The organism is Longilinea arvoryzae (assembly GCF_001050235.1).
In the GTDB taxonomy this organism is placed as follows: domain Bacteria; phylum Chloroflexota; class Anaerolineae; order Anaerolineales; family Anaerolineaceae; genus Longilinea; species Longilinea arvoryzae.
Genome location: NZ_DF967972.1, coordinates 2759823 through 2782588, shown reverse-complemented (window position 1 = coordinate 2782588; position 22766 = coordinate 2759823). Strand labels below are relative to the sequence as shown.

Below are 22766 nucleotides of genomic sequence, written 5' to 3'. Positions count from 1 at the left end.
TTTTAGATTTCCGGCCCAAAGAGGACGCAGGCTGCCTTCGGTACCGGGTAACGCGCCATCTCTTCCCCAATCTCGCCGGTTTCCGGCCGAATGGACAAACTGACGATCTCACCGCTGTACTGGTTGGCTACCAGAATAAAGTGCCCGTCCGGGGCCACCGCAAAATTGCGTGGCCAGTTTCCGCCGCAATCCGTCACACTCAGGCGGGTCAGTTGACCCTCCGGTGTGACCGCGAAGACGGCCAGGCTGTTGTGCCCGCGGTTGGAGACGTAAAGCCGATCGCCGGCTGGCGAAAGATGCAGGTCGGCCACCAGGTTCTGGGGGAATCCTCCCGGCAGGGTCGCGAGCCGGTCCCGTTCGTCCAGGCGACCGTTCGCGTAATCGTACACGCACAGCGTACCGTTGAGTTCGTTGGTCACATAAAGCACTCGGCCGTTGGGATGAAAGAGCATGTGGCGCGGGCCGGCGCCGGGCCGGGTGAGATTCTCTGAGATCTTTTCCAGCCGGCCCTGATCGAACCGATACAGAACCAGCGCGTCGATGCCCAAGTCGGCCAGGATGGCATACTCGCCGTCTGGCGTGAAGATGGCGGAATGGACATGCGCCTTCTCCTGACGCTCCGGGTCGGCGCCGTGGCCGTGATGCTGGATATGCATGCACGCCTTGCCCAGCAATCCATCCGGTTGGATGGGCAGGACCGCCGCTGAGCCGGATCCGTAATTCGACACAATCAGCCAGTTCGTGGATGGGTCCAGGCGCAAATGGCAGGGCCAATCCCCGCCGCTGGGTTGGACGTTGCGGGGAGTGAATATCACCCGCTCGCCGGAGCGTTCAAACGTGAGCGCGTGGACGTGACCGGCCGTTCCGTCCGTGCCCCGACTGGTTTCGCTGACCGCGTAAAGCCAGGGTTGGGTCGGATGGATGGCGAGGAAGGATGGGGCGAGAATCCCATCAAAATCGCCGCACGGAGTCAGCGTCCCGGCGCCCGAATCGAAAACGAAGGCGCTTACGCCGGGCTGCCCTGCGGCTGCGTAACTACCGGTGAAAACAAGGTGTTTGGAAGAGGTCATGGATTGATCCTGCGGGATTTCGGGTTGGGTGGAGCATGTTATACTCTACAAAGAATACCTGATAATTCTACCCCGTAAAGAGAAAGCGGATCCGGAGCCATGCAGATCAACCTTGCCTATGGAAAAGAAGGTTTAGCGATCGATTTTCCAGACGCCTGGGATATCCAGGTCGTCGAACCCGAATTCCATGCCCCCCTGCCCCACCTTGATGAAGCCCTTGCGGAAGCGCTGGAACACCCGATCGGGACACCGCCCTTGCGGGATCTCGTGCATCCGGCGGATCGGGTCGGCATCATCGTCAACGACATGACCCGCGCCACTCCCAATCCCATCCTGCTCAAGGCCATTTTCAAACAACTGGATTTCATCCCACCCGAGCAGTTCCGCCTACTGATCGCCTTGGGCACGCACCGTCGCATGACCCCGGCCGAACTGGATGCCATGCTGGGCGCGGAGTTCACAGCCCGCTATCCCATCGTTCAAAACGACGCCTTCGATCCGTCCACCCAGGTCAGCCTGGGAAAAACCGCCCAGGGCCACGAAATCTGGCTCAACCGCGAGTTGATGGAATGTGATGTCAAAATCCTGACCGGTTTCATCGAGCCGCATTTCTTTGCCGGCTTTTCGGGGGCTGGCAAGGCGATCATGCCGGGTATGGCCGGCCTGGAAACGATCCTGGACAACCACTGCGCGGCCAATATCTCGCATCCCAACGCGACCTGGGGCCAGACCTGGGGCAATCCCATCTGGGAGGAGGTCCGCGATGTGGCGCGAAAAGCCAACGCCAGCTTCCTGCTCAACGTGACCCTGAACCGCGACAAAGGCATCACGGGCATCTTTGCCGGCGATCTCGATCAGGCGCACGCCCGCGGCGTCGAGTTCGTGCGCAAAACCGCCATGGTGGCGGTGGACAGGCCTTTCGATATCGTCGTTGGCACCAATTCAGGCTATCCGCTGGATTTGAACCTTTATCAGGCAGTCAAGGGCATGAGCGCGGCCAGCCAGATCGTCCGCAAAGACGGCGTAATTCTGCTGGCGGCTGCCTGTTGGGACGGCATCCCGGACCACGGGCACTTCAGAGAACTGCTGGAAGGTGCAGCCGGCCCGGCAGACCTGATGGAGCGGGTCCTGCAGCCCGGTTTCAAGATGCAGGATCAGTGGGAAGCCCAGGTGCAGGCTCAGATCCTGCAAAAGGCGCGGGTTTACCTGTATACAGACCACCTGAGCGATCCGCAAATCCGCTCCGCCCTGCTCGAACCCTGCCATGACATCCTCGAAACGATCCAACAGTTGATGCCCGAATTCGATGGTCATCCCAGAATCTGCGTGCTGCCGGAAGGCCCCCAGACCATCCCCTTTTTACGGGGGTAAACGGCAAAATCTACCTGGGAGTTGCACGAAAATGGCTCGAATCCTTCAGGGTTGTGTGACTTTTACCAACGGCGTTCCAGCGCAAAACGTTGAAGTGCGCGTCTTCGATCAGGATGCGGCCGGCAATCCGGACGACGACCTGACCCTCACGGTTGGATTGAGCGACAGCCAGGGCAACTTCGAGGTCACTTATGACCCAGGCCGGTTTCGGGATGCGATTACCTTCACGCGCAGCGAGCCGCGCAACCCGCCCCTCGATTGGACCCTCGTGCGCCGGGAACACCGCCGGACGGATTGGCTGGATATCTTCTCACCCTATTTGAAATTCAGTTATTCCTTTCAGGGCAAGCAAAAAGAGTTTCGTACGGCGCTCAACTGGTTCACACCCGCGTACACCCTGCCCCAGGTTTTCACCGATCGTCCCTTCTCCCCGACCCGGCATGGCTACCATTTCGTCAACCAGTTCAAGGGCGTCCCTGTGCCGTTCAGCATCCCGGAAATTCCCGGCCTGGTTCGCCTCTCGGGAACTTATGGGCTGTGCGGCGGAATGTCATCCAGCGTTTACGACCATTATCTATTCGGTCAGGAAATCCCCCAGCGCAACACGATCCCCCGGACCGGTTCGGTGCTGCAACGCTATCTATACCGCCGCCAGATGGATACCTTTGGCACGCTTGGCGAGTATGTTCTGAAATTCATCGCCTGGATGAAATTGCCGGACGAAACGGAAGCGGGCCTGAGCTCTCTGACCTGGCATGAATACCAGCAGTTTCGCGAACGTCTGGAGAGTAATCTGGGTTCGGTGCTGGGAATCATCTATGAAAAAGGCACCCAGTTGAACCGGTTATTCCTGAACCACCAGGTGTTGGGATATGGTCTGGATCAATTGGATGAGGATCGCTCCGCCATCCGGATCTACGATCCCAATTTCCCGGATCGCGATGACGTCACCATCCGGCTGGAACGCCGCCGGGTAGGCGAATCAAACGGCCAGCCGGTTTACGGGCTGGCCTGTGAAGAAGATCTGGGGGATCGGAAAATTCGCGAAATTCACGGCTTCTTTCTGATGCCGTATATTCCCATTCGGCCACCGCAAAGGCTGGCCTGAGCCGGATGATTTAGCGGTCGTCGCGGTTGACCCAGCGATCCAGGTTTTCCGGATATTTGAAATTCTCGAGCGATTGGATCAAGCCCTCAGGTGTCCGCTCGATGGTCAGCATGTCCATGTGCTCCGGATAGATGAATTTTTCATCCAACGCGCGCCGGATCATATCCATTAACGGGTCGAAATAACCGCGAATGTTGAGCAGGCCGATCGGCTTGCGTTGTAGACCAATCTGGGCCCAGGTGAGCGCCTCGAACAGTTCATCGAAGGTGCCATAGCCGCCGGGCAGAGCGATGAGCGCATCCGCCAGGGCGTTCATGCGGGCCTGGCGTTGCTGGATATCCTTGACCACCTCCAGGCGCGTCAGGTTGGCATGGATCAGAACCGACGTGTTCAGATTTTCCGGGACGACGCCGGTCACCTCGCCGCCGGCTATCAGGACACCGTCCGCCACGGCGCCCATCAAACCGGTCTTGCCGGCGCCGTAAATGAGTTGAATATCTTTTTGAGCCAGGTAGGCGCCCATTTGGGACGCGCTTGCATAATAATCGGGGTGCACGCCATCCGCCGATCCGCAGAAAATACAAACTGATTTCAAGCCAATCCTCCGAGATGCGTTGATTTCTACCAACCGTAGGTTTTCAGGTCGACGATTCCTTCGAGGTTGAAAACAACCCCTTCCTCCTCTAGCAGGGTGCGCTGAATCATGCTGCCAAAGCCGACCCCATGCGGGCTGACCTTCCCCTGAGCATTGATTACGCGCTGCCATGGAACATCCGATCCGTTGGGGAGCGCCGCCAGGGCAAAGCCGACCATCTGGGCAGAACAACCGCCCACCAGGCGCGCAATTTGCCCATACGTCGCGACGCGTCCGGCTGGGATCTGGCGTACAGCATTATAAATCCTGTCGTAGAGACGAGGTCCCGTCTGCGTTTTTTCGACCATTGGATGCCCTTTCCGTTCCCTTTGCATCCATTATAGCGAAAAAAAACGCTAGAGTTGGTTCTCTGGCGAAAAATCTCAAGAAATGACCTTCTCGTTTACAAGACACATCAAACGCTCGTTTGGCGCCAACGCCTGGCGGGCCTGGTCGCGCAGCACGTTCACGCCGGCAAAGAATTCCCGCATCATTACCACCATAAGATAGCTGCTGTCGCGGCGAAGCCGGACCAGATCCTTGTTCGTGCCTTTTTGAAAAGCACCCATCAGGCGCATGAACAACATTTCGATCCACAGGCTGCCCTCGAGCGAGCCATTGAAATCCTTTTTGAACTGGTTTTTGTTCAGCTTCAGATCGAACAATTCCATCATGAAGCGATATTGCATCTGCTGGTGGGTATCAAAGCGCCGGCTGGCGGACAGGCCCATGCGCCCCGAGCTTACCAACCGGTCGTATTCGCCCAGGGAGAACGTATTTACGAATAGCTCCCCATCCAGGTAGCTAAACGACCCGGAGCCTATGCCGACGTATTCTTCATATTCGACGATATACTCATCGATCATGCGGGTATCCTGGCGCGAGTAAGTCCAAGCCGACATCGGTCGATACGCCGCCCCGAGTTCCTCATTGACGATTTTGTAATACGCCTGTTCCCGCGAATAATCGACTTTTCCGATGGCGCGGTCCATTGCAAATGATACCGATGGTGAACTCATCAGAGGATAAAAGGTGACCTGATTAGCGCCGGATTCGATGACTTTGCGGATATCTGCGCGCAGGATCTCTTCGGTCTGGCTGGGGAAGTTGAAGATCATGTCCACATTGATCGAGGGCAGAATGCCGATTGAGTTCTGGATGCGTTTGAGAATTTCATCCCCGCTGCCAAATTTGGACAACCGGCTCATCTGCTTCAGCAATCCATCGTCAAAGCTCTGCACTCCGACCGACAAGCGGTCCACCCTGCCCTGCAATTGATTCAGAATCTCGGGCGTCAGATGGTTGGGGTTGGTCTCGCAGGAGACTTCCTGGATGCCGAATAATTCCTTCGCGAGATCGATCGTCTCGACCAATTCGTCGATCAGAATGGTGGGCGTTCCCCCGCCGAAGTACAGCGACTCGAAATGGTATCCCAAACCGGCCACAAGGCGCATTTCGTCCCGTAAATTCTTGAAATAGGTTCTCGTCCGGTCTTCCTGAAAAAGAAAACGGTTGAACGAACAGTACGGGCACAAGCTCTCACAGAACGGCACGTGAGCATAGAGTACATACTTGTGCCCGGGGCGCGGCCCGGGGAGTACATCGATTTGCGCGGGCTTTAGTTTGAGATATTCACGAGTGGCGTTCTTTAATACCAAAGCCAATAAATCCGAACCCGCCTTGAGCTTCAAATCAAAAAAATCGAACTTCGCTATTTTGTTGGATATTTTATCGTTTTTTTCTGCCAGAGATTGAACGATTCCAAAATCTGGCGATGGAGAATGGTTCACGCGCGTACCTCGTAAAGGATATAAGCCCGTATTATCCCACAAATCAAGAAAATCGGTGAATATTGATTACATAGATCATATAATTTGTGAAAATCGTCACCCATAAAAGCGACAGCTAGGGTAAAAATACAACAAATATACCTCTGGAGATTTTCCGGCAGCCTGAGTATACTGAACAATCAGAATAGCACCTGAGAGGAGAATTTCTCATGCAATACCGTCATCTTGGAAAGGCTGGACTAAAAGTCAGTGAACTATCGCTCGGCGCCTGGGTCACGTATGGAGGCCAGGTTGGGGAAGAAATCGCCGACAAGTGCATGCATGCCGCTTTCGAAGCCGGGGTCAATTTCTTCGATAATGCTGAGGCTTACGCCAACGGGAACGCCGAAATTGTAATGGGCAACGTGATCCGAAAAGCCGGCTGGCGGCGCGAAGATCTGGTCGTTTCCTCAAAAGTCTTCTGGGGAGGCCAGGGGCCGAATGACCAAGGGCTCTCTCACAAACACATCATCGAAGGCGTCAATAATTCACTGCGCCGGCTACAGATGGAATATGTCGACCTTCTGTTCTGCCATCGCCCAGACCCCGAAACCCCAATCGAGGAAACCGTGCGGGCCATGGACGTGCTCATCAAACAGGGCAAAGCCTTCTATTGGGGCACTTCCGAATGGTGCGCTGCGGATATCATGCGCGCCGATAGTTTTGCCCGGCAGAACCATCTCACCCCGCCCAGTATGGAACAACCCCAATACAATATGTTCACCCGTGAAAACATGGAAAAAGACCTCTTGCCCGTGTTTCGCGAGCTTGGATACGGAACGACCATCTGGAGTCCGCTGGCCTCTGGTTTATTGACCGGGAAATACAATGAAGGTGTCCCAGCAGACAGCCGCGTTGCCTTGAAGGGTTTCGATTGGCTGAAAGAAAAAGTCCTCGATCCGGAGAAAATCGACAAAGTCCGCCAGCTTCAGGTTATCGCCGGCGACCTGGGCAGCACGGTTGCTCAAATGGCTTTGGCCTGGTGCTTGAAGAACCCCCATGTCAGCACCGTAATTACCGGCGCCAGCCGGCCGCAGCAGGTCGTAGAGAATATGAAAGCCCTGGATCTGGTCGATAAACTGACCGACGAGATCATGGCTAAAATCGATCAGATTCTGGGAAACAAACCGGAAATTTAACGATCGACAGAAGTGAAAATCGGGAAGGGTTATCCTTCCCGATTTTTGATTCACATCATCTCGCCGGCCGGCTGTGTTTTTGCCGCCTTCCTCTCTTGCATCAACGTCCAGAAGCTGAGCAAGAAAGCAGCCGCGATCCAAAATACCAGTAACCCGGTCGTTTGTTGAAAACCAACCGCCTCCGCCTGGTTGAGCAGAATAATCCCCAGCAGATAATTCCGGGTCGTTTTCATGGCCCACACAGCGCTGAGGATCGATATGCCCACCATCTGCCCCAGGGTCCGGCTGATGGAAAGCATGCCGGAAACGACACCCAACCGTTCGCGCGGGGCGGCCCCCATGACGGCGCTGTTGTTCGGCGATTGGAATATGCCCAGGCCGATGCCCATGGGCAGTGCTCGCATCACCAATTCGAATAACGGTGTATTCTGCGTGATACCGGAAATCAGCCAATACCCTAGAATCTGGAAGAACAGCCCGAGGGTGGTCAATTTTCGCGAACCGATTCGATCCGAAAGCGCCCCGGAAATGGTCCCCAGCACGCCGATTGCGATCGGGTTCACCGCCATCAACAGCCCCGTCGTGCGTGGGGAGAGGCCGATAACGTCCTGCAGGAAAAACGGCAGCAGCAGGATCGTTCCGGCGCTGGCCACGAAGGTCATAAAGCCGGTGACCAGATTGACACTGAACCATCCGTTACGGAACAGGGTCGTGTCGATCATTGGCTCTGGGGTTGTTTTTTCCACACGAACGAATAAAGCCAGCGTCACCGCAAACAGGCCGAACATGCCGAGGATGACCGGCTTGGCGTAGCCGATCTCCTCGCCGATCGACAAGGCCAACAGAAAACTGCACAGACTGACCAGGAGCAGAACCGCGCCCCAGTAATCGAAGCGCTGGTGGCCTTTCGGACGGATGGCCGGGACAAAACGCAGCACCATCGGTATTCCGACCAGGCCGACGGGGATGTTGACGAAGAACAACCAGTTCCAGGTCAGGTGCTCGAGGATGATACCGCCGATGGTCGGGCCGGCAATCACGCCGATCGAAACCATGAGACCGATTATGCCCAGGGCCTTACCGCGTTCTTCGGACGGAAATGCTTCGGTCACGATGGCCGTGCCCAACGCCATCATCATCGATGCGCCTACGGCCTGGAAAACGCGAAATCCGACCAGCATTCCGACCGTCGCCGACGATCCACATAACGCTGATCCGGCTGTAAAAATCACAAATCCGGCTACGTAGAGGGGTTTCTTGCCGATCATGTCGGCTAACCGCCCCATACCGATCATCAATGTAGTCACCGTTAATAAATAGGCCAGTACGACCCATTCGACGATTGCCAGAGGTTGACCGAGTTCTTTTACCAGTGTCGGAAGAGCAATATTGACGATGCTGCCGTCGATCGTGCTGAGGAACACACCCATCGCCACCGCGGCCATGACATACCATTTTTTGCGATAATCGATTTCAGGATTACTCTTCACCGCGTAAGACGGATTCATGAACTACCTTTCATCACATATGACTAGAGGCTGAATTGTAGCATTAACCACGCGACCTGCGATACATGAGGTCCATTTATGGATTTTTATGATATTGTGCGGACGAGACAAGCATACTTTATGGTATATTTCAGGGCAATACTAGACCCGATAAGGATGACGGAATGAACGAAGATCTGTTCCAATCTTCTGACGCGCTAACGTTTGATGATGTATTAATCGTACCTGGCTACAGTGAGATCCTGCCTTCGCAGACGGATATCCGCGCCCGCCTGGCCGGGGATATTTATCTGAATGTGCCGATCCTTTCGGCGGCCATGGACACGGTCACTGAGAGCCGGCTGGCGATTGCGCTGGCCCGTGAAGGGGGCATCGGTATCCTGCACCGCAATATGTCACCCGAAGACCAGGCCAAAGAAATCGACAAAGTGAAGCGTTCCGAATCGGGCATGATTACCGACCCCATCACGCTGATGCCGGACGCGACACTCAGGGACGCCGAGGCGCTGATGTCTCATTACCACATCAGCGGTGTACCGATCGTCGAAGGGCCTTCCAATCGTCTGGTGGGTATCCTGACCAACCGGGACATCCGTTTTGCCGAAGAAAAAGATTACGGCCGGCCGGTTTCTGAATTTATGACCAGCCGTAACCTGGTAACTGCGGCGGTCGGAACGACGATGGAACAGTCAAAACGCATCCTGCAGGAAAACCGCATCGAAAAATTGCCGCTCGTCGATGATCAGGGCATCCTGCGCGGCTTGATCACGGTAAAAGACATCCAGAAGAAGCAACTTTTCCCAAATGCTTCCAGCGATTCGAAGGGCAGGCTTCTGGTCGGCGCCGCCGTCGGAGTTGGCAATGATATCGAAATCCGCATTGAGGGAATGCTGGCCCGGGGATTGGACGTCGTGGAAATCGACACTGCCCACGGACATTCCGCCGGCGTCATCCGTGCCCTGCAGCGTATCAAAACAGCCTGGCCCAACCTGCCTGTTATCGCGGGCAACGTGGTGACCGCCGAAGGCACCCAGGCATTGATCGATGCCGGAGCAGACGCGGTCAAAGTGGGTGTTGGCGCCGGTTCGATTTGCACCACACGCATTATCTCCGGGACGGGCATGCCGCAGATGAGCGCCATCTACGCCTGCGCTCGCGCCGGCTGGAAAAAGGATATTCCGGTCATCGCTGACGGTGGTATCAAATACAGCGGCGATATCGTCAAGGCTATCGCCGGCGGTTCCGAAACCGTAATGCTGGGCAGTCTCATGGCCGGTCTGGAAGAAGCCCCGGGCGAAGTCGTGCTTTACGAAGGCCGCCAATTCAAGATGTACCGCGGCATGGGCTCACAGGCTGCCATGCAGGGCTATGGCCGCGACCGCTACGGCACCGGTCAGGGCAAACCCGGCAAGCTGGTGCCTGAAGGCGTCGAAGGGATGGTGCCTTTCAAAGGACCGCTGTCCGAGTTCGTTTTTCAACTGGTGGGCGGGCTGCGCTCCGGGATGGGCTATGCCGGCGCCGCCAGACTGAACGACCTGCGCAAGAACGCCAGATTCGTACGCATTACCAACGCCGGCCTGGTCGAAAGCCACCCGCACGACGTGACCATTACCCGCGAGGCGCCCAACTACCAACAGCGCGATTAAACTATCCAAAAACTATCCTCCTTAAGCCGCTCACCCAGCGGCTTTTTTTTATAATTCGATCGTCTTAACCGCCATGCTATAATCACCTTCAAGGAGAACTAATCCATGAAGATTCTCGCCCCGGAACAAGACGCCATTCTTCTGCGCGAACGCGGCTTCCTCAACGACTTGCGCGTCAAGCTGGTTGATTTCAACGCCACCAGGGAAGATCTGGATACGTTGGGTCAATCGATTCACCAGTTGGACGATCTTTTCCTGCTGGTGATCGTGGGCGAATTCAATTCCGGCAAGAGCGCTTTTATCAATGCCCTGCTCGGCCAGAAACTTCTCAAGGAAGGCGTCACACCCACCACAACGCAAATCAACATTTTGCGCTTTGGCGACAAATCCGAGCAAAGCCGGATCGAAGAAAATCATCAGGTGATATTCCTGCCGATCGAATTGCTATCCGAAATCAGCATCGTCGATACCCCCGGGACGAATGCGGTCATCCGCGAACATGAAGAAATCACCACCCATTTCGTCCCGCGAGCCGACCTGGTGCTCTTCATCACATCGGCAGACCGCCCTTTCACCGAAAGCGAGCGCCATTTCCTGCAGTGCATCCGCGATTGGGGGAAAAAAGTCGTCCTGGTCGTGAATAAGATCGATCTCTTCCAAAGCGAGGATGAACTTACCCAGGTCGCGACCTTTGTCCGGGAGAACGCGTTTTCCCTGCTGGGCATGACCCCGGATATCTTCCCGGTCAGCGCGCGTCAGGCGTTGCGCGCAAAAACCGGCGAACCTCAATTGTGGCAGACCAGTCGTTTCGAGGATCTGGAAACCTATATCCAGAACGCGCTCGATCAGGCCAGCCAGGTGCGCTTGAAATTCAGCAGTCCACTGGGTGTGGCAGCCCATCTGGTCGACAAATATTCCGCCGCGAACGAAGTTCAGCGCCAACTACTCGAAGAAGATCGCAGCATGCTCCAAAATGTCGAGACTCAACAGGCCATTTATAAAGAAGATATGCAGAGAAATTTTGCTTTCCGCATGGCCGACATCGAAAATATCTTCTTTGAAATGGAAAAACGCGGCGACGATTTCTTCGAGGACGTTTTCCGGCTGGCCAGGGTCTTGGATCTGTTGAGCAAGGACCGCATTCAACACCAATTTGAAACCCAGGTCGTGGCCGATGTTCCTCAGCGGGTGGATCGCAAGATCAACGAACTCATCGATTGGCTGGTGGATTCGGATCTCAGGCAGTTGAAGGCCATCAACGATTACCTGGCTGAACGCCAGCGCGAGTATAAGAACAGGATCATCGGCGAGGGAGCCGGCGACCGATTCACCTATGACCGCAACCGCCTGCTGGATGCCTTGGGACGCGAAGCAAACCGCGTCGTCGAAACCTATGACAAACGCGTCGAATCGGCCAAAATGGCGCTTGGCGCCCAAAATGCGGTCGCGGTCTCGGCTGCGGTCGAGGTGGGCGCGCTCGGATTGGGTGCTTTGATCACCACATTGGCTACCACCATGGCCGCCGATGTCACCGGGATCGTCGCTGCCAGTCTGGTGGCGGCCCTGGGATTGTTTATCATTCCGGCCAAGCGCCGCCAGGCGAAAAATGAACTTCATGGTAAATTGGCGAAATTACGGAGTGAATTGATCCAATCGCTGCGTGCTGAATTCGAAAAGGAAATCGAGCGCAGCCTGCTGCGAATGGCTGAAGCGATCGGGCCCTACACGCGTTTCGTGCGCGCCGAGACCAATCGCTCCGATCAAGTACAGCATGAACTGAAATCCGCCAACTTGGAAATTGCCAGCTTGCGATCGATCATCGAAAACTGGTAATCGACTTCGGACCCATTCGACAGCTCAAAAGGGGAAATCATATGAGTTCAATCTTCCGGTCTGTGTCCATTTTAATTCTCGGGTTATTCCTGGCGTCTTGCGCTGCGCCGACCAGCCCCTCTCCAACGCGCACCCCGATCGATGCCCCCCTACCCGTCGCCGAAACATCGTCGCCGATCGCCTACCAGGATTTTCTGAAGGACCCGGCTTGTCATTCGGATCAGCAAACCGCTGCCCTGAATTCGGATCACCAGAATGATTTGGAAATAGCCGGCATCAATGCCTGTTATGAATTAACACTGCAAATCGACGCATCGGGATTAAGCTATACGGGCACCTTGAACCTGGCTTACCTGAATGAATCGCCATCCGAGATCACGGATCTGGTATTTCGCCTTTATCCGAACACAACTTATAACTACGCCGGGCAATTGACGGTCGATTCGGTTGAAATAGCGAATCAATCCGTTCAAACACAAGATTTCCTTAAAGATCACAGCGCATTACGGATTCTGATGCCGCAAGCCCTCGAGCCCTGGAAGACTGCCCACGCGAAACTAAGTTTTCATGGACAGGTTCCGGAAAGCAATTCGACCTATGGTATTTTCAATCATGATCCGACGAATAACCTTCTGACCCTAGCAAACTGGTACCCCATTCTGGCAGCCCGGAATGCCAACGGCTGGCTGGCAGAGGAAATCAGTCCACTGGGGGACGCAGTCACCAGCGAAACGGGTTTATTCCACGTCATCATCCAAAGTCCGGCCGAATGGAAGGTCGCTGAAACCGGAACTCAAGTTCGCCAGGAAACCCGGGGAGATATTCAGGAGATCGAGGTGGTATCCGGACCGACGCGCGATTTCATGATCGCCGCCAGTCCAAACTTCATCGTCAGCGAGATCGAGAATAACCTGGGCATCGTTCGTGAATGGGCATTGCCCGGGAATGAGATCGCTCAAAAGGACGGCCTGCAGGTTGCCAATCAGGCTCTGGAATTATTCTCAGAGAAGTTCGGCGAATACCCGTTCAACGAACTGGATGTGGTTTCCATGCCCATCAATAACGCCAGCGGCGTCGAATATCCGGGACTGATCATGATCGGTCATTATCTATATGCGCCGGAAAAAGATTTCAACATCCGGGCCATGGTCATTGCCCATGAAGTGGCTCACCAATGGTGGTACAGCGTAATCGGCAATGACGTTCAGGAAAACCCATGGCAGGATGAAGCCCTCACCTCATATTCTTCTTTCGAATATCTCGAAAGCATCAATCCATCCTTTTTGGATGGCACCATCCAATACTTCGAGAATAGCGTTAGCGAGTTTGAGAAGTCCTCGGGCGAAAGCAAGCTGAAAATCGGCGACCCGTTGAGCGTCTATCAGGACCAGTCGGCAGCCTACGCCAGCCTGGTATACCAGAAAGGCGCCCTTTTCTTCTGGGAACTGCGCAAGAAGATCGGCGACACGTCCTTCGGAGCTGCCCTTTCGGATTACTACCAGCAGAATGCCTACCAGTTCGTAGGGCCCGAGGTGCTGCTGTCAGCCTTCGAAAAACAATGCGGCTGTGATTTGACAGATTTTTATCAGGAATGGGGCGTTACACCCTGAGAGCGTGAAGCAAACCGGGTATAAAAAACGACGGCGTTGATGCCGTCGTTTTGTTATCCATCTAGCTTTCGCCCAGGACTTCTTTTTCCTTCTTGGCCTGCTTGCCGCGTTCTTCTGTATTCAGAATGCGCTTGCGAATGCGGAAATTCTGCGGGGTGACTTCCAGAAGCTCATCGTCCGCCAGAAATTCCATGGCCTCGTCCAGGCTGAGGACACGTGGCGGCGTCAGGCGAATTTCAATGTCCTTATTCGAGGAGCGCATGTTTGTCAGGTGCTTCTTCTTGCACACATTGACGATCAAATCCGTCGGGCGGGAGGTCTCGCCGACCACCATGCCTTCGTAGACATCGATGCCAGGTCCAAAGAAAAGCGTGGCGCGCTCCTCGGCGTTTTTCAAGCCATAGGTGACCGTCGTACCCGATTCCCAGGCCACCACGGAAGAGGTGGTGCGGGTCGTGATCGGCCCGGCAACCGGCTCGTAATCCTGGAAGATGGCGTTCATGATGCCCATGCCGCGGGTGGCGGTCAGGAACTGATACCGGAAGCCCAGTAAACCGCGCGTCGGGACCAGATAATGTAAGTGGACCGTACCGTCCGGGTTGTTCGACATGCCCAGCATTTTTCCACGCCGCGTGCCGAGCATTTCCACCACTGCACCCATCGTTTCAGAACTGGTGTCGACATGCACATCTTCGAAAGGCTCCAGGGTTTCGCCTTTCTCGTTCACCTGAAAAATGGCTTCGGGCCTGGAAACCTGGAATTCATAACCTTCGCGGCGCATGGTTTCGATCAGGATGGCCAGGTGCAATTCACCACGTCCCGAGACGATATAGGTATCTGGTGATTCCGTTTCCTGGACACGCAAGGCAACATTATGGCGGAGCTCTTCGAAAAGGCGCTCGCGCAATTTTCGGGAAGTGCTCCATTTGCCTTCGCGGCCCGAGAATGGCGAGGTGTTGACGCCAAAGGTCATGCGCACCGTGGGTTGTTCCACATGGATCGGCGGTAGGGCAACCGGGTTTTGCGGGTCGGCAAGTGTTTCGCCGATCGCAATTCCTTCCAGACCGGCCACCTCGATGATATCGCCGGCTTCCGCCTGTTCGACTTCCACCTTTTCCAGACCCTGCTGCACAGATAAATAACGGGCATGTTCAGGCACAATCTGGCCCTCGACGGTCATCCGGGCGATCGCCTGCCCGGCCGTGATTTTTCCGGCAAAGATACGTCCCATGGCAGTCGTGCCGCGGTAGTCGTCGTATCCGAAGTTGGTGACTAGCATCTGGAAGGGCGCTTCCAGATCGACGCGGGGCGCGGGAATGTGCCGCAGAATGGCTTCGAACAACGGCTGCAAATCCGGGCCCATTTCCTTCGTTAAGCTGGACTGCTGCGTGACCGCATTCGCGTAAATAACCGGGAAATCCGCCTGTTCTTCGGTGGCGCCCAGCTCGATGAACAGATCGAAGGTGTCGTTCAATGTCCGGTCGGGATCGGCGTCTTTCCGGTCCATCTTGTTGATCACAACGATGACCCGATGACCAATCTCAAGCGCTTTTTTCAACACGAATCGCGTCTGCGGCATGGGACCTTCGGCAGCATCCACCAGCAGAAGAACCCCGTCGACCATGTTCATGACTCGCTCAACCTCACCGCCAAAATCGGCATGTCCGGGTGTGTCGACGATATTGATTTTCACCACCTGACCCGTATCCGGGTCAGGTATCGTGACAGCCGTATTCTTGGCCAGAATCGTAATTCCACGTTCCCGTTCCAGGTCGTTCGAATCCATCACCCGCACGGCAACCTGCTGGTTGTCTCGAAACACACGGGCCTGGCGAAGCAAACCATCCACCAGAGTCGTTTTTCCATGATCGACATGCGCAACAATAGCGATATTTCTAAGGTCTTTTCGTTCAGTCAGCATAATTCCTGCTTTTCCCATTCCAGCGTACTCGACGGGATTAATGAATCCAGTCGACAAGCGTGTAATAATATCATGAGGAGGATATCTTTGCAAAGAGGGGAATATTCATCAGACATTCCGAGGGTGTGAAAATGGAAGCGAAGAAAATAGGTCTGGCACTGAGCGGCGGCGGCGCGCGCGGTTTGGCGCATATCGGTGTTTTGAAAGTACTCGAAAAAGCCGGGATCCCCATTTCCCTTCTGGCCGGCACGAGTATGGGTGGATTGGTGGCGGTAACTTATGCAGCGGGTTTCTCCCCGGCGGAAATAGAAGATCGCGCGCTTCGTTTCTCGCACTTAAGGGAATTCATGAAACTGGTCGACCTTACGCCGCAACGTCGCGGTTTGCTGGAAGGACAGAAAGTTCGCAATTACATTCGTGAATGGCTGGGTGAACGTTTGACGTTTGCAGATTTGAAGATTCCAACCACCCTGACCGCTGTGGATTTATTGACGGGAAGTGAAATCCTGCTTTCGTCAGGTTCGGTTTTGCCGGCCGTCTATGCGACTATCGCCGTTCCGGGCATCTTCAAACCCGTCCTTGACGATGGCCGGATTCTTGTCGATGGGGGTGTATTGGATAATTTACCAATCCAACTCGTGAAACAAGCCGGCGCGGATTGCGTGATCGCGGTCGATGTCCATTTATGCCCGCAAAATCAGGCCCAATGGGTCGAGCCGCCCAGGCATATCCGCTGGCCGATCCCACTGCCTGAGTTCTTCAACGATTTCTATCTATCCGAGTTGATTATGGTCGCCGAATTGACCCGCCATCAATTGGAGCTAAACAGGCCGGAAATTCTGATCGAGCCGCATATTTCTCCCGAGATATCTCTTCTTTTCGGTTTTCATCGTGCGAAGGAGATCATCCGGGCCGGCGAATTGGCTGCCCAGGAAAAATTGGGGGCCATCCTGGAAGCTGTCTATGACTAGGGTGTTATTGGTGCAGGCCGCGCTTCATCAACAGCAAATAGGCGCCAAAAATGATCAGGCCAATCGAACCCGTGTTTCCGATGAAGCTTAGTGCGTTTCCGGGATTTCCACCAATATAAAGCCCCCAGCCGACCATTCCAAGGATTCCACCGGGGATCAACGGCCACCAGATGAATTTATGAAACAGGGCCCGATTCAAAACCGTGAGAATGCCCCATCCCAGCGAGAACCAGACCAGCATAATGCCTGTCTGGGCCAGCGCATTCGGACCCGCATTCTGGTTCCATCCGAAGTACACACCGGGACCGATGCCCACCAAAAGGGCGCCGGTCAGGATCAACCCAAACAAGCGGGTATAAATGCCTGTCAACAGGAACACGAGGCCGAACCCGGTGACGATGAAGAATACAAAGCTAATCAGGCTCAAATCGCCCCAGAAGAAACTGGCGCCCAGCGAAAAGATGGCGCCGGCAGGGATCAACGGCCACAGGACGTCTTTGCTTCCTACAAAATGGGTGACGATTGTGATCAGTGCCCAACCGAAAGAAAATACCAGTAGTATGAAACCGAATTGCACCGCCCATCCCGCTTTGGCAAATACTTTTAGCGCCAGGAGCAGGCCGATTCCAATGGTCAAAACCAGGCTGCCTGGTATGGTCAGACCCAACCGCTGCTGCCGGACCAATGAAGCAAAGAAAACGACCCCGATCAAGGGTAAGGCTACCAGGATCAGCCAACCCGTCTTAAAAGTCTGTTCGGCAAGAACGACCAATCCCGTTGCAATGAGAGCCAATCCCGCCACAGAAGCAATTCCTCTGCGGGGTTGCTGGTTATTTGGATGAATTTCGGGTAATTGCATTTATGGACCTCTGAGTGTAAAGAATACCTGCTTTGGCCGGGACTCGCATGTGCCTCAAGTCATAATCTTTTTGGCGTCAGGCATATTCCTCAGGGAATGATGCCCAAATCCCTGGCCTTGATCACCGCTTGCATGCGATCTTTCGCAGATAATTTCGCCAGAATATTGGTCAGATGATTCTTCACGGTGCCTTCAGCAATGACCAATTTATCGGCGATTTCTTTGTTCGACAATCCCGTCGATACCAGGCGCAGAATCTCGACTTCGCGGGAAGATAATGGGTCCACCAATTCGAAATCCGGTTTCGGCGCCGGCCGGGAAAGCCGCGAAAATTCAGCCATCACCTTGGCTGTGATGGACGGCAGCAAGAAATATTCGCCGCGGCTGGTCGCGTGGACGGCTTCGAATAACTTTTCCGAAGAGACATCCTTGAGGAGATATCCCACTGCGCCGGCGCGCATGCCCTCGAAAATGTCCTCGTCGTCATCGAAAGTCGTGAGAACGATGACTTTGCACTCCGGGTACAATTCGCGCAGCCGGCGGGTGGCGGTGACGCCGTCCATGATCGGCATCCGTAAATCCATCAGGATGACGTTTGGACGATACTGGGCGACATAGCGCAGCGCCTCTTCACCGTTGCCGGCTTCGCCAACCACTTCGAAATCGGATTGGACAGAGAGTAGCGTCCGCAGCCCCTCGCGAAACAGAGCCTGGTCATCGACGATCAATATCTTGATTGGGTTCATCCCGGTAATCGTATCTCCACTCTAAACCCCCGTCCTTTGGCGGTTTGGATTTGAATATCGCCGTCGAGCATGTGGACGCGTTCTTTCATTCCGATCAACCCGAATCCGCCGTCCAACTGGTCCGTACCCAGTCCGTTATCCTCTATTCTCAAGCTTACCCTATCTTTGGTTTGAAAATCAAGCAATACCGACAGCTTTGTTGCCTGGGAGTGTTTCAAGGAATTATTTAGAGCCTCCTGCGCGGAGCGGTACAGCGTCAAACGCGCCTGAGGAGAAAGCGTGCGGGGTTCTCCTTCTATTTCGAGTTCAGCCTTCATGCCGCCTGATTTGACATTCTCAACCAACTCCGCAAGCATGTCCGATAAAGTCAGGTCGAGCATGGCCGGCGAACGCAACGCAGCTACCGAGCGGCGCACATCCGCCAGCGCTTGATGCGTCATATCCAGGGCCTTGTCCAATGCGTCCATGGCCTTTTGCGGATCCTTTGCCATGATCGCCTTGGAAGCCTGAATCTGCATATGAATGGTGGTCAGATAATGCCCCAGGCCATCGTGAATTTCGCGCGCCAGCCGGTTGCGTTCTTTAGCGATGGCCAGTTCTTCCACCTGAACGGCATAAGCCCGTAGTTGCTGGTTGGCGGTGGTCAGTTCGCCGACCAGGCGTTCGACTTCCGCCCGGGCGCGTTCCTCGCTGACCGCGCTTTGAGTGAATACGGTAATGAATACTAGACCCGCGAGGAAGGTCGGCAGGCCATTCCACACCATGGTCCAATCAGGTGAGAAAGCCCGGATGGCTACGACATACCCGACCAAAATCACGCCCCCCACAATGTTCGCCAGTCGTGGGGATAGCAGGATCACCGCATGCGCCATGAGCGGCAACAACAACAGGGCGTTATAGGCTGCGCCTTTTCCAAGGTAGATGATCAAACAGCCCAACGGAATTTGGATGACGAAATAAGCCAATTGATACTTGAACCGGCTGGATTCACGCGCCGAAGCATAACCATAAATGCCAATCAGGATATAAGCGACGCCAAAACCAATCATCAAGATCAGTTCGATGGCCGATGTCCGGCGAATGGAGCTGAACGTCGCAAAATAGGACGCCAAAACAACCACCGCAAAAGCCAGATCGGCATTTGTTCCTACTTTAATTGGCCGCGAAACTGTATTCATACAGCCCTATTATAACTGACCCACAGGGTCACACCCATCCCATCCGAGTCACGGTTTGGAGCGGATTGGGTAACGGGGTACACATGAGGTGGCTTGTGACTCACTCCACATACTCAACCTCCTTATCGGCTGTAACCTTAGGCCGAATGCAAATACATGGAGGTATACGATGAAAATTTTGCTGGTTCAGCCAATTTTTCCAGAAACATTTTGGAGTTTTAAATACGCCCTCGATTTTGTCGAAAAGAAGGTGTGCAATCCCCCGCTCGGTTTGATCACCGTGGCTTCCCTGCTGCCCCGCGAATGGGAAAAGCGACTGGTCGACCTGAACATTCAACCGCTTACCGATCAGGACCTGGAATGGGCAGATTACCTGTTCATCAGCGCGATGGATATTCAACGCGAGTCGGTCAAACAGGTGATCCATCAGGCGAAACAGAAAAAGATCAAGATCGTGGCCGGCGGCCCGCTCTTTACCGGTGAATATGAGAGTTTCCCCGAGGTGGATCATTTTATTCTCAACGAAGGTGAAATCACCCTGGTTCAATTCCTGGCCGACCTCGAAGCCGGTCGCCCACAGCATCTCTACCGGACGGAAGAATATGCTGATATCCGCCAGTCCCCCGCCCCGGCCTGGGAGTTGCTCGATCTGGACGCCTATGATTCGATGGCTGTCCAGTATTCACGCGGTTGCCCGTTCAACTGTGAATTCTGCAACGTCACCGCCCTGTTGGGGCATAAACCCCGCACGAAGAGCGCTGAGCAATTGATCGGTGAATTGGACCAACTCTACACTCTGGGTTGGCGGCGCAATATCTTTATCGTGGATGATAACTTCATCGGCAACAAGAAGGAACTCAAAGAGGAAGTTCTGCCGGCCATCATCGAATGGCGCAAGGGCAAGGTTGGCTGTAATTTCATCACCGAAGCATCGATCAACCTGGCGGACGATGATGAATTGATCCAATTGATGGTTGCGGCGGGCTTTATCAGCATCTTCATCGGCATCGAAACGCCGGATGATTCCAGCCTGACCGAGTGCCACAAATCCCAGAACCGGAATCGCGATCTGCTCGAGGCTGTGCATAAATTGCAACATGCCGGCCTGCACATCATGGCGGGTTTCATTGTTGGGTTCGACAGCGATGCCGCGACGATTTTCGATCGCCAAATTCGCTTCATCCAGGAAAGCGGCATCAACGTAGCCATGGTCGGCCTGCTGCAGGCGCCGTTTGGCACGCAACTATATACCCGCCTACAAGCGGAGGGCCGTATCCTGAACGAAATGACCGGCGACAACGCGGATGGCTCGACCAACATCTTGCCCAAGATGGACCCCTATGCCCTGTCGAAGGGATACCAAAAAGTAATCCAGACCATTTATTCCCCCAAGAACTTCTATGCGCGCGTCAAGACTTTCCTGAAAGTCTACCAGCCCAATAAATCTCCCGTGCACATCGAATTTCGAGAGATTAAAGCCCTCCTGCGGTCCATAACCCTGTTGGGAATTGTGGGCAAGGAGCGCAAGCAATACTGGAATCTGTTCTTCTGGACGCTCTTCCGCTTCCCCAACCGAATGCCCATGGCCATTACGATGACAATTTACGGATATCATTTCCGAAAAATCGTCGAAACGCAATTGCAAACCAATCCCAAATGGATCAACTCGGTCGTCAAGGCGAAGCAGAGGGCCGTCTTATCTTTGGCGTCCAATAAGGCAGTGTATTCGATCAAGTAATTGGCTATGCGCATTCTGTCGTTATAATGCGATCAACCCGTTGCCGATGGCTTTTCGAATGGCTGCACTGCGCCGCGAGACCCCAAGTTTCGAATAGATATTCGTCAGGTGAAATTTCACCGTGTTTTCACTGATCTGGAGGGCTTCGGCAATCATTTGATTGCTGAAGCCCTCGACGATAAATCGCAGCACCTGGGTCTCCCGGTCGCTGAGCGATTCGATTTCGACATCGCCGCCGGTCGATTCTTCTCCGGCTGAAATCACGTTGAATCCGGCATAAACCGCTTCGATCGCCGCGCTAAATTGGGCGCGGGTCATCTCTGGCGAAAGCCAACCCAGGGGGCGTGAGGAAGACATCAGTATTTTCGGATCGATCGCTCCCTCGACCGAAAATAGAATAGCGCCCCGAAGAGAGTTCCGTTCGAGATAAAGAATGAGTTCTTGCAGGGGCATACCCTCCCCTGCAAGAACTAGGATATCGATATCCTTCGGGTCAATTCGATCGATTGTCATGACTACGCGCATTAATCGCAGGCGCGGCGAGTCTTCCACCGCAGCCATGAGCCATGTGGTAAACCGCGGCTGCGCGCTGACCAGCCCGATGCGAATTGTCACCGCCTCATCGCTCACCGATTTCCACCTCCAACATCTGCACCGATCCACCCCGCAGGAGCTCGATGGAGGTCACCTTGCCGATCCGATCTCCGGAGAGGATTGCCTGGAGTGTCTCTATACTATAAACCACTTCGCCGCCCAATCCAATCAAAATATCCCCGACCTGCAACTTGCCTTTGGCAGCGGGGCTGTTCTCCTCGATGCCGGAAACAAGCAATCCCGTCTTTTGCTCGCGCGCCAGGAGCTTCACCTGCTCGCTTCCCAACTCGACGACCTGGAAGCGCACGCCGAGATATCCCTGACGCACATGCCCGTAGGTCTTCAATTGGTCGATCGCGCCCTGTAGAAACGCCATGGAAAGGGTTGCCAATCCGCCCATCGATATTGCGGACGTGTTCAATCCCAGCACTGCCCCGTTGACATCGATCAAAGGCCCGCCGGAGAATCCCGGGTAGGCGCTTACTTCTGCCCTCAAAATTGCCCGCGTCCCTTTTTCTCGCCGGAACGACCATTCGCCACTCGAGGATAGGACGCCCAGGCTGGCCTGGATCGTTCGGCCGGGCCGTGCCAGCGCGAGAGTCAGGCTGCCCACCCGGGCGGGTTCGGAAGCCGGGGTGAGCGGTTTCATGCGGATGTGTTCTACTTTGAGCAACGCAAGGTCATGCTGCGGATCTCTTCCAACCAGGCTGGCCGAAAAGTTGTCCGCGGCATTTCCAACCAGGATGTTATCCTCCTGCTCGATGACATGATCGGCCGTGATCATCAAATTATCCGCGATGGCAAAGCCGGAAGCCGGAAATCGACGCCGGGCAGCCACCGAAAAGACCGATTCACCCGCGGATTCGACCAGACCGGCCATTTCATCAGAAAAAGACGCCAATAAACTTGCCGATTGTTTTGTGTTCATCACTCCTCCAATGACTTTCCATCTCAATCATCTGATTACTATTGCAGTATAGAAAATTGTGAAGGCTGAGTCACCACCATTTT

The 22766-nt window shown here is 54.7% G+C and carries 19 protein-coding genes; 8 read left to right on the top strand and 11 right to left on the bottom strand.

The annotated features are described in order from the left end of the window. Positions 1–2: 2 nt before the first annotated feature. On the bottom strand, positions 3–1070 hold the full coding sequence (locus tag LARV_RS12310) for a lactonase family protein (RefSeq protein WP_075073915.1): 1068 nt from the start codon (positions 1068–1070) through the stop codon (positions 3–5). A gap of 99 nt (positions 1071–1169) precedes the next feature. On the opposite strand from LARV_RS12310, the gene larA reads away from it, so the two are divergent. Both larA and LARV_RS12300 read left to right on the top strand, forming a co-directional pair. After that, on the top strand, positions 1170–2441 hold the full coding sequence (gene larA / locus LARV_RS12305; protein ID WP_075073914.1) for a nickel-dependent lactate racemase: 1272 nt from the start codon (positions 1170–1172) through the stop codon (positions 2439–2441). A gap of 31 nt (positions 2442–2472) precedes the next feature. Next, positions 2473–3549 (top strand): hypothetical protein, encoded by a 1077-nt coding sequence (locus LARV_RS12300; protein ID WP_075073913.1) that lies wholly within the window; start codon positions 2473–2475, stop codon positions 3547–3549. Positions 3550–3559: 10 nt separating this feature from the next. Here LARV_RS12300 and LARV_RS12295 read toward each other — a convergent pair whose 3' ends face one another. The 3 genes from LARV_RS12295 to LARV_RS12285 all read right to left on the bottom strand — a co-directional run bounded on the left by LARV_RS12295 (position 3560) and on the right by LARV_RS12285 (position 5847). Next, positions 3560–4144 (bottom strand): LOG family protein, encoded by a 585-nt coding sequence (locus LARV_RS12295; RefSeq protein WP_075073912.1) that lies wholly within the window; start codon positions 4142–4144, stop codon positions 3560–3562. Positions 4145–4170: 26 nt separating this feature from the next. After that, entirely contained in the window at positions 4171–4491 is a 321-nt protein-coding gene (locus tag LARV_RS20710) for an MGMT family protein (RefSeq protein WP_075073911.1), read from the bottom strand. Between the two features lie 75 nt (positions 4492–4566). Next, complete coding sequence (locus LARV_RS12285) at positions 4567–5847, bottom strand: coproporphyrinogen III oxidase family protein (protein WP_236709966.1); 1281 nt, start codon at positions 5845–5847, stop codon at positions 4567–4569. Between the two features lie 335 nt (positions 5848–6182). Between LARV_RS12285 and LARV_RS12280 the strand changes: the two genes are divergently transcribed. Beyond that, on the top strand, positions 6183–7151 hold the full coding sequence (locus LARV_RS12280) for a potassium channel beta subunit family protein (protein WP_075073910.1): 969 nt from the start codon (positions 6183–6185) through the stop codon (positions 7149–7151). A gap of 50 nt (positions 7152–7201) precedes the next feature. Here the strand turns inward: LARV_RS12280 and LARV_RS12275 are convergent, their stop codons facing one another. Next, on the bottom strand, positions 7202–8659 hold the full coding sequence (locus tag LARV_RS12275; RefSeq protein WP_075073909.1) for an MFS transporter: 1458 nt from the start codon (positions 8657–8659) through the stop codon (positions 7202–7204). A gap of 164 nt (positions 8660–8823) precedes the next feature. Between LARV_RS12275 and guaB the strand changes: the two genes are divergently transcribed. The 3 genes from guaB to LARV_RS12260 all read left to right on the top strand — a co-directional run bounded on the left by guaB (position 8824) and on the right by LARV_RS12260 (position 13748). Continuing rightward, entirely contained in the window at positions 8824–10305 is a 1482-nt protein-coding gene (gene guaB, locus LARV_RS12270) for an IMP dehydrogenase (protein WP_075073908.1), read from the top strand. Positions 10306–10410: 105 nt separating this feature from the next. Continuing rightward, positions 10411–12138 (top strand): dynamin family protein, encoded by a 1728-nt coding sequence (locus LARV_RS12265; RefSeq protein WP_075073907.1) that lies wholly within the window; start codon positions 10411–10413, stop codon positions 12136–12138. 41 nt (positions 12139–12179) lie between these two features. Further along, a complete protein-coding gene (locus LARV_RS12260; protein ID WP_075073906.1) occupies positions 12180–13748 on the top strand; it encodes a M1 family metallopeptidase in 1569 nt (522 codons plus the stop codon). Between the two features lie 61 nt (positions 13749–13809). Here the strand turns inward: LARV_RS12260 and typA are convergent, their stop codons facing one another. Further along, positions 13810–15669 (bottom strand): translational GTPase TypA, encoded by a 1860-nt coding sequence (gene typA, locus LARV_RS12255; protein ID WP_152031787.1) that lies wholly within the window; start codon positions 15667–15669, stop codon positions 13810–13812. 131 nt (positions 15670–15800) lie between these two features. Between typA and LARV_RS12250 the strand changes: the two genes are divergently transcribed. Next, entirely contained in the window at positions 15801–16640 is an 840-nt protein-coding gene (locus tag LARV_RS12250; RefSeq protein WP_075073905.1) for a patatin-like phospholipase family protein, read from the top strand. A 4-nt stretch (positions 16641–16644) separates the two neighbouring features. Here LARV_RS12250 and LARV_RS12245 read toward each other — a convergent pair whose 3' ends face one another. The 3 genes from LARV_RS12245 to LARV_RS12235 all read right to left on the bottom strand — a co-directional run bounded on the left by LARV_RS12245 (position 16645) and on the right by LARV_RS12235 (position 19423). Beyond that, entirely contained in the window at positions 16645–17499 is an 855-nt protein-coding gene (locus tag LARV_RS12245; protein ID WP_152031786.1) for a hypothetical protein, read from the bottom strand. 89 nt (positions 17500–17588) lie between these two features. Beyond that, on the bottom strand, positions 17589–18245 hold the full coding sequence (locus tag LARV_RS12240; protein WP_075073903.1) for a response regulator: 657 nt from the start codon (positions 18243–18245) through the stop codon (positions 17589–17591). Beyond that, entirely contained in the window at positions 18242–19423 is a 1182-nt protein-coding gene (locus tag LARV_RS12235) for a sensor histidine kinase (protein WP_075073902.1), read from the bottom strand. Before LARV_RS12235 ends, LARV_RS12240 begins: the two co-directional genes overlap by 4 nt. A gap of 169 nt (positions 19424–19592) precedes the next feature. Here LARV_RS12235 and LARV_RS12230 point away from each other — a divergent pair, with 169 nt between their 5' ends. Continuing rightward, entirely contained in the window at positions 19593–21161 is a 1569-nt protein-coding gene (locus LARV_RS12230; RefSeq protein ID WP_075073901.1) for a B12-binding domain-containing radical SAM protein, read from the top strand. 21 nt (positions 21162–21182) lie between these two features. On the opposite strand, the gene LARV_RS12225 is transcribed toward LARV_RS12230, so the two are convergent. Together LARV_RS12225 and LARV_RS12220 are read right to left on the bottom strand one after the other, a co-directional pair. After that, on the bottom strand, positions 21183–21791 hold the full coding sequence (locus tag LARV_RS12225; protein ID WP_075073900.1) for a helix-turn-helix transcriptional regulator: 609 nt from the start codon (positions 21789–21791) through the stop codon (positions 21183–21185). After that, the gene (locus LARV_RS12220; RefSeq protein ID WP_075073899.1) at positions 21781–22683 is read right to left on the bottom strand and encodes a S1C family serine protease; all 903 of its coding nucleotides are present in this window, start codon (positions 22681–22683) and stop codon (positions 21781–21783) included. The genes LARV_RS12225 and LARV_RS12220 overlap by 11 nt, the downstream gene beginning before the upstream one ends. Between the last annotated feature and the right edge of the window lie 83 nt (positions 22684–22766).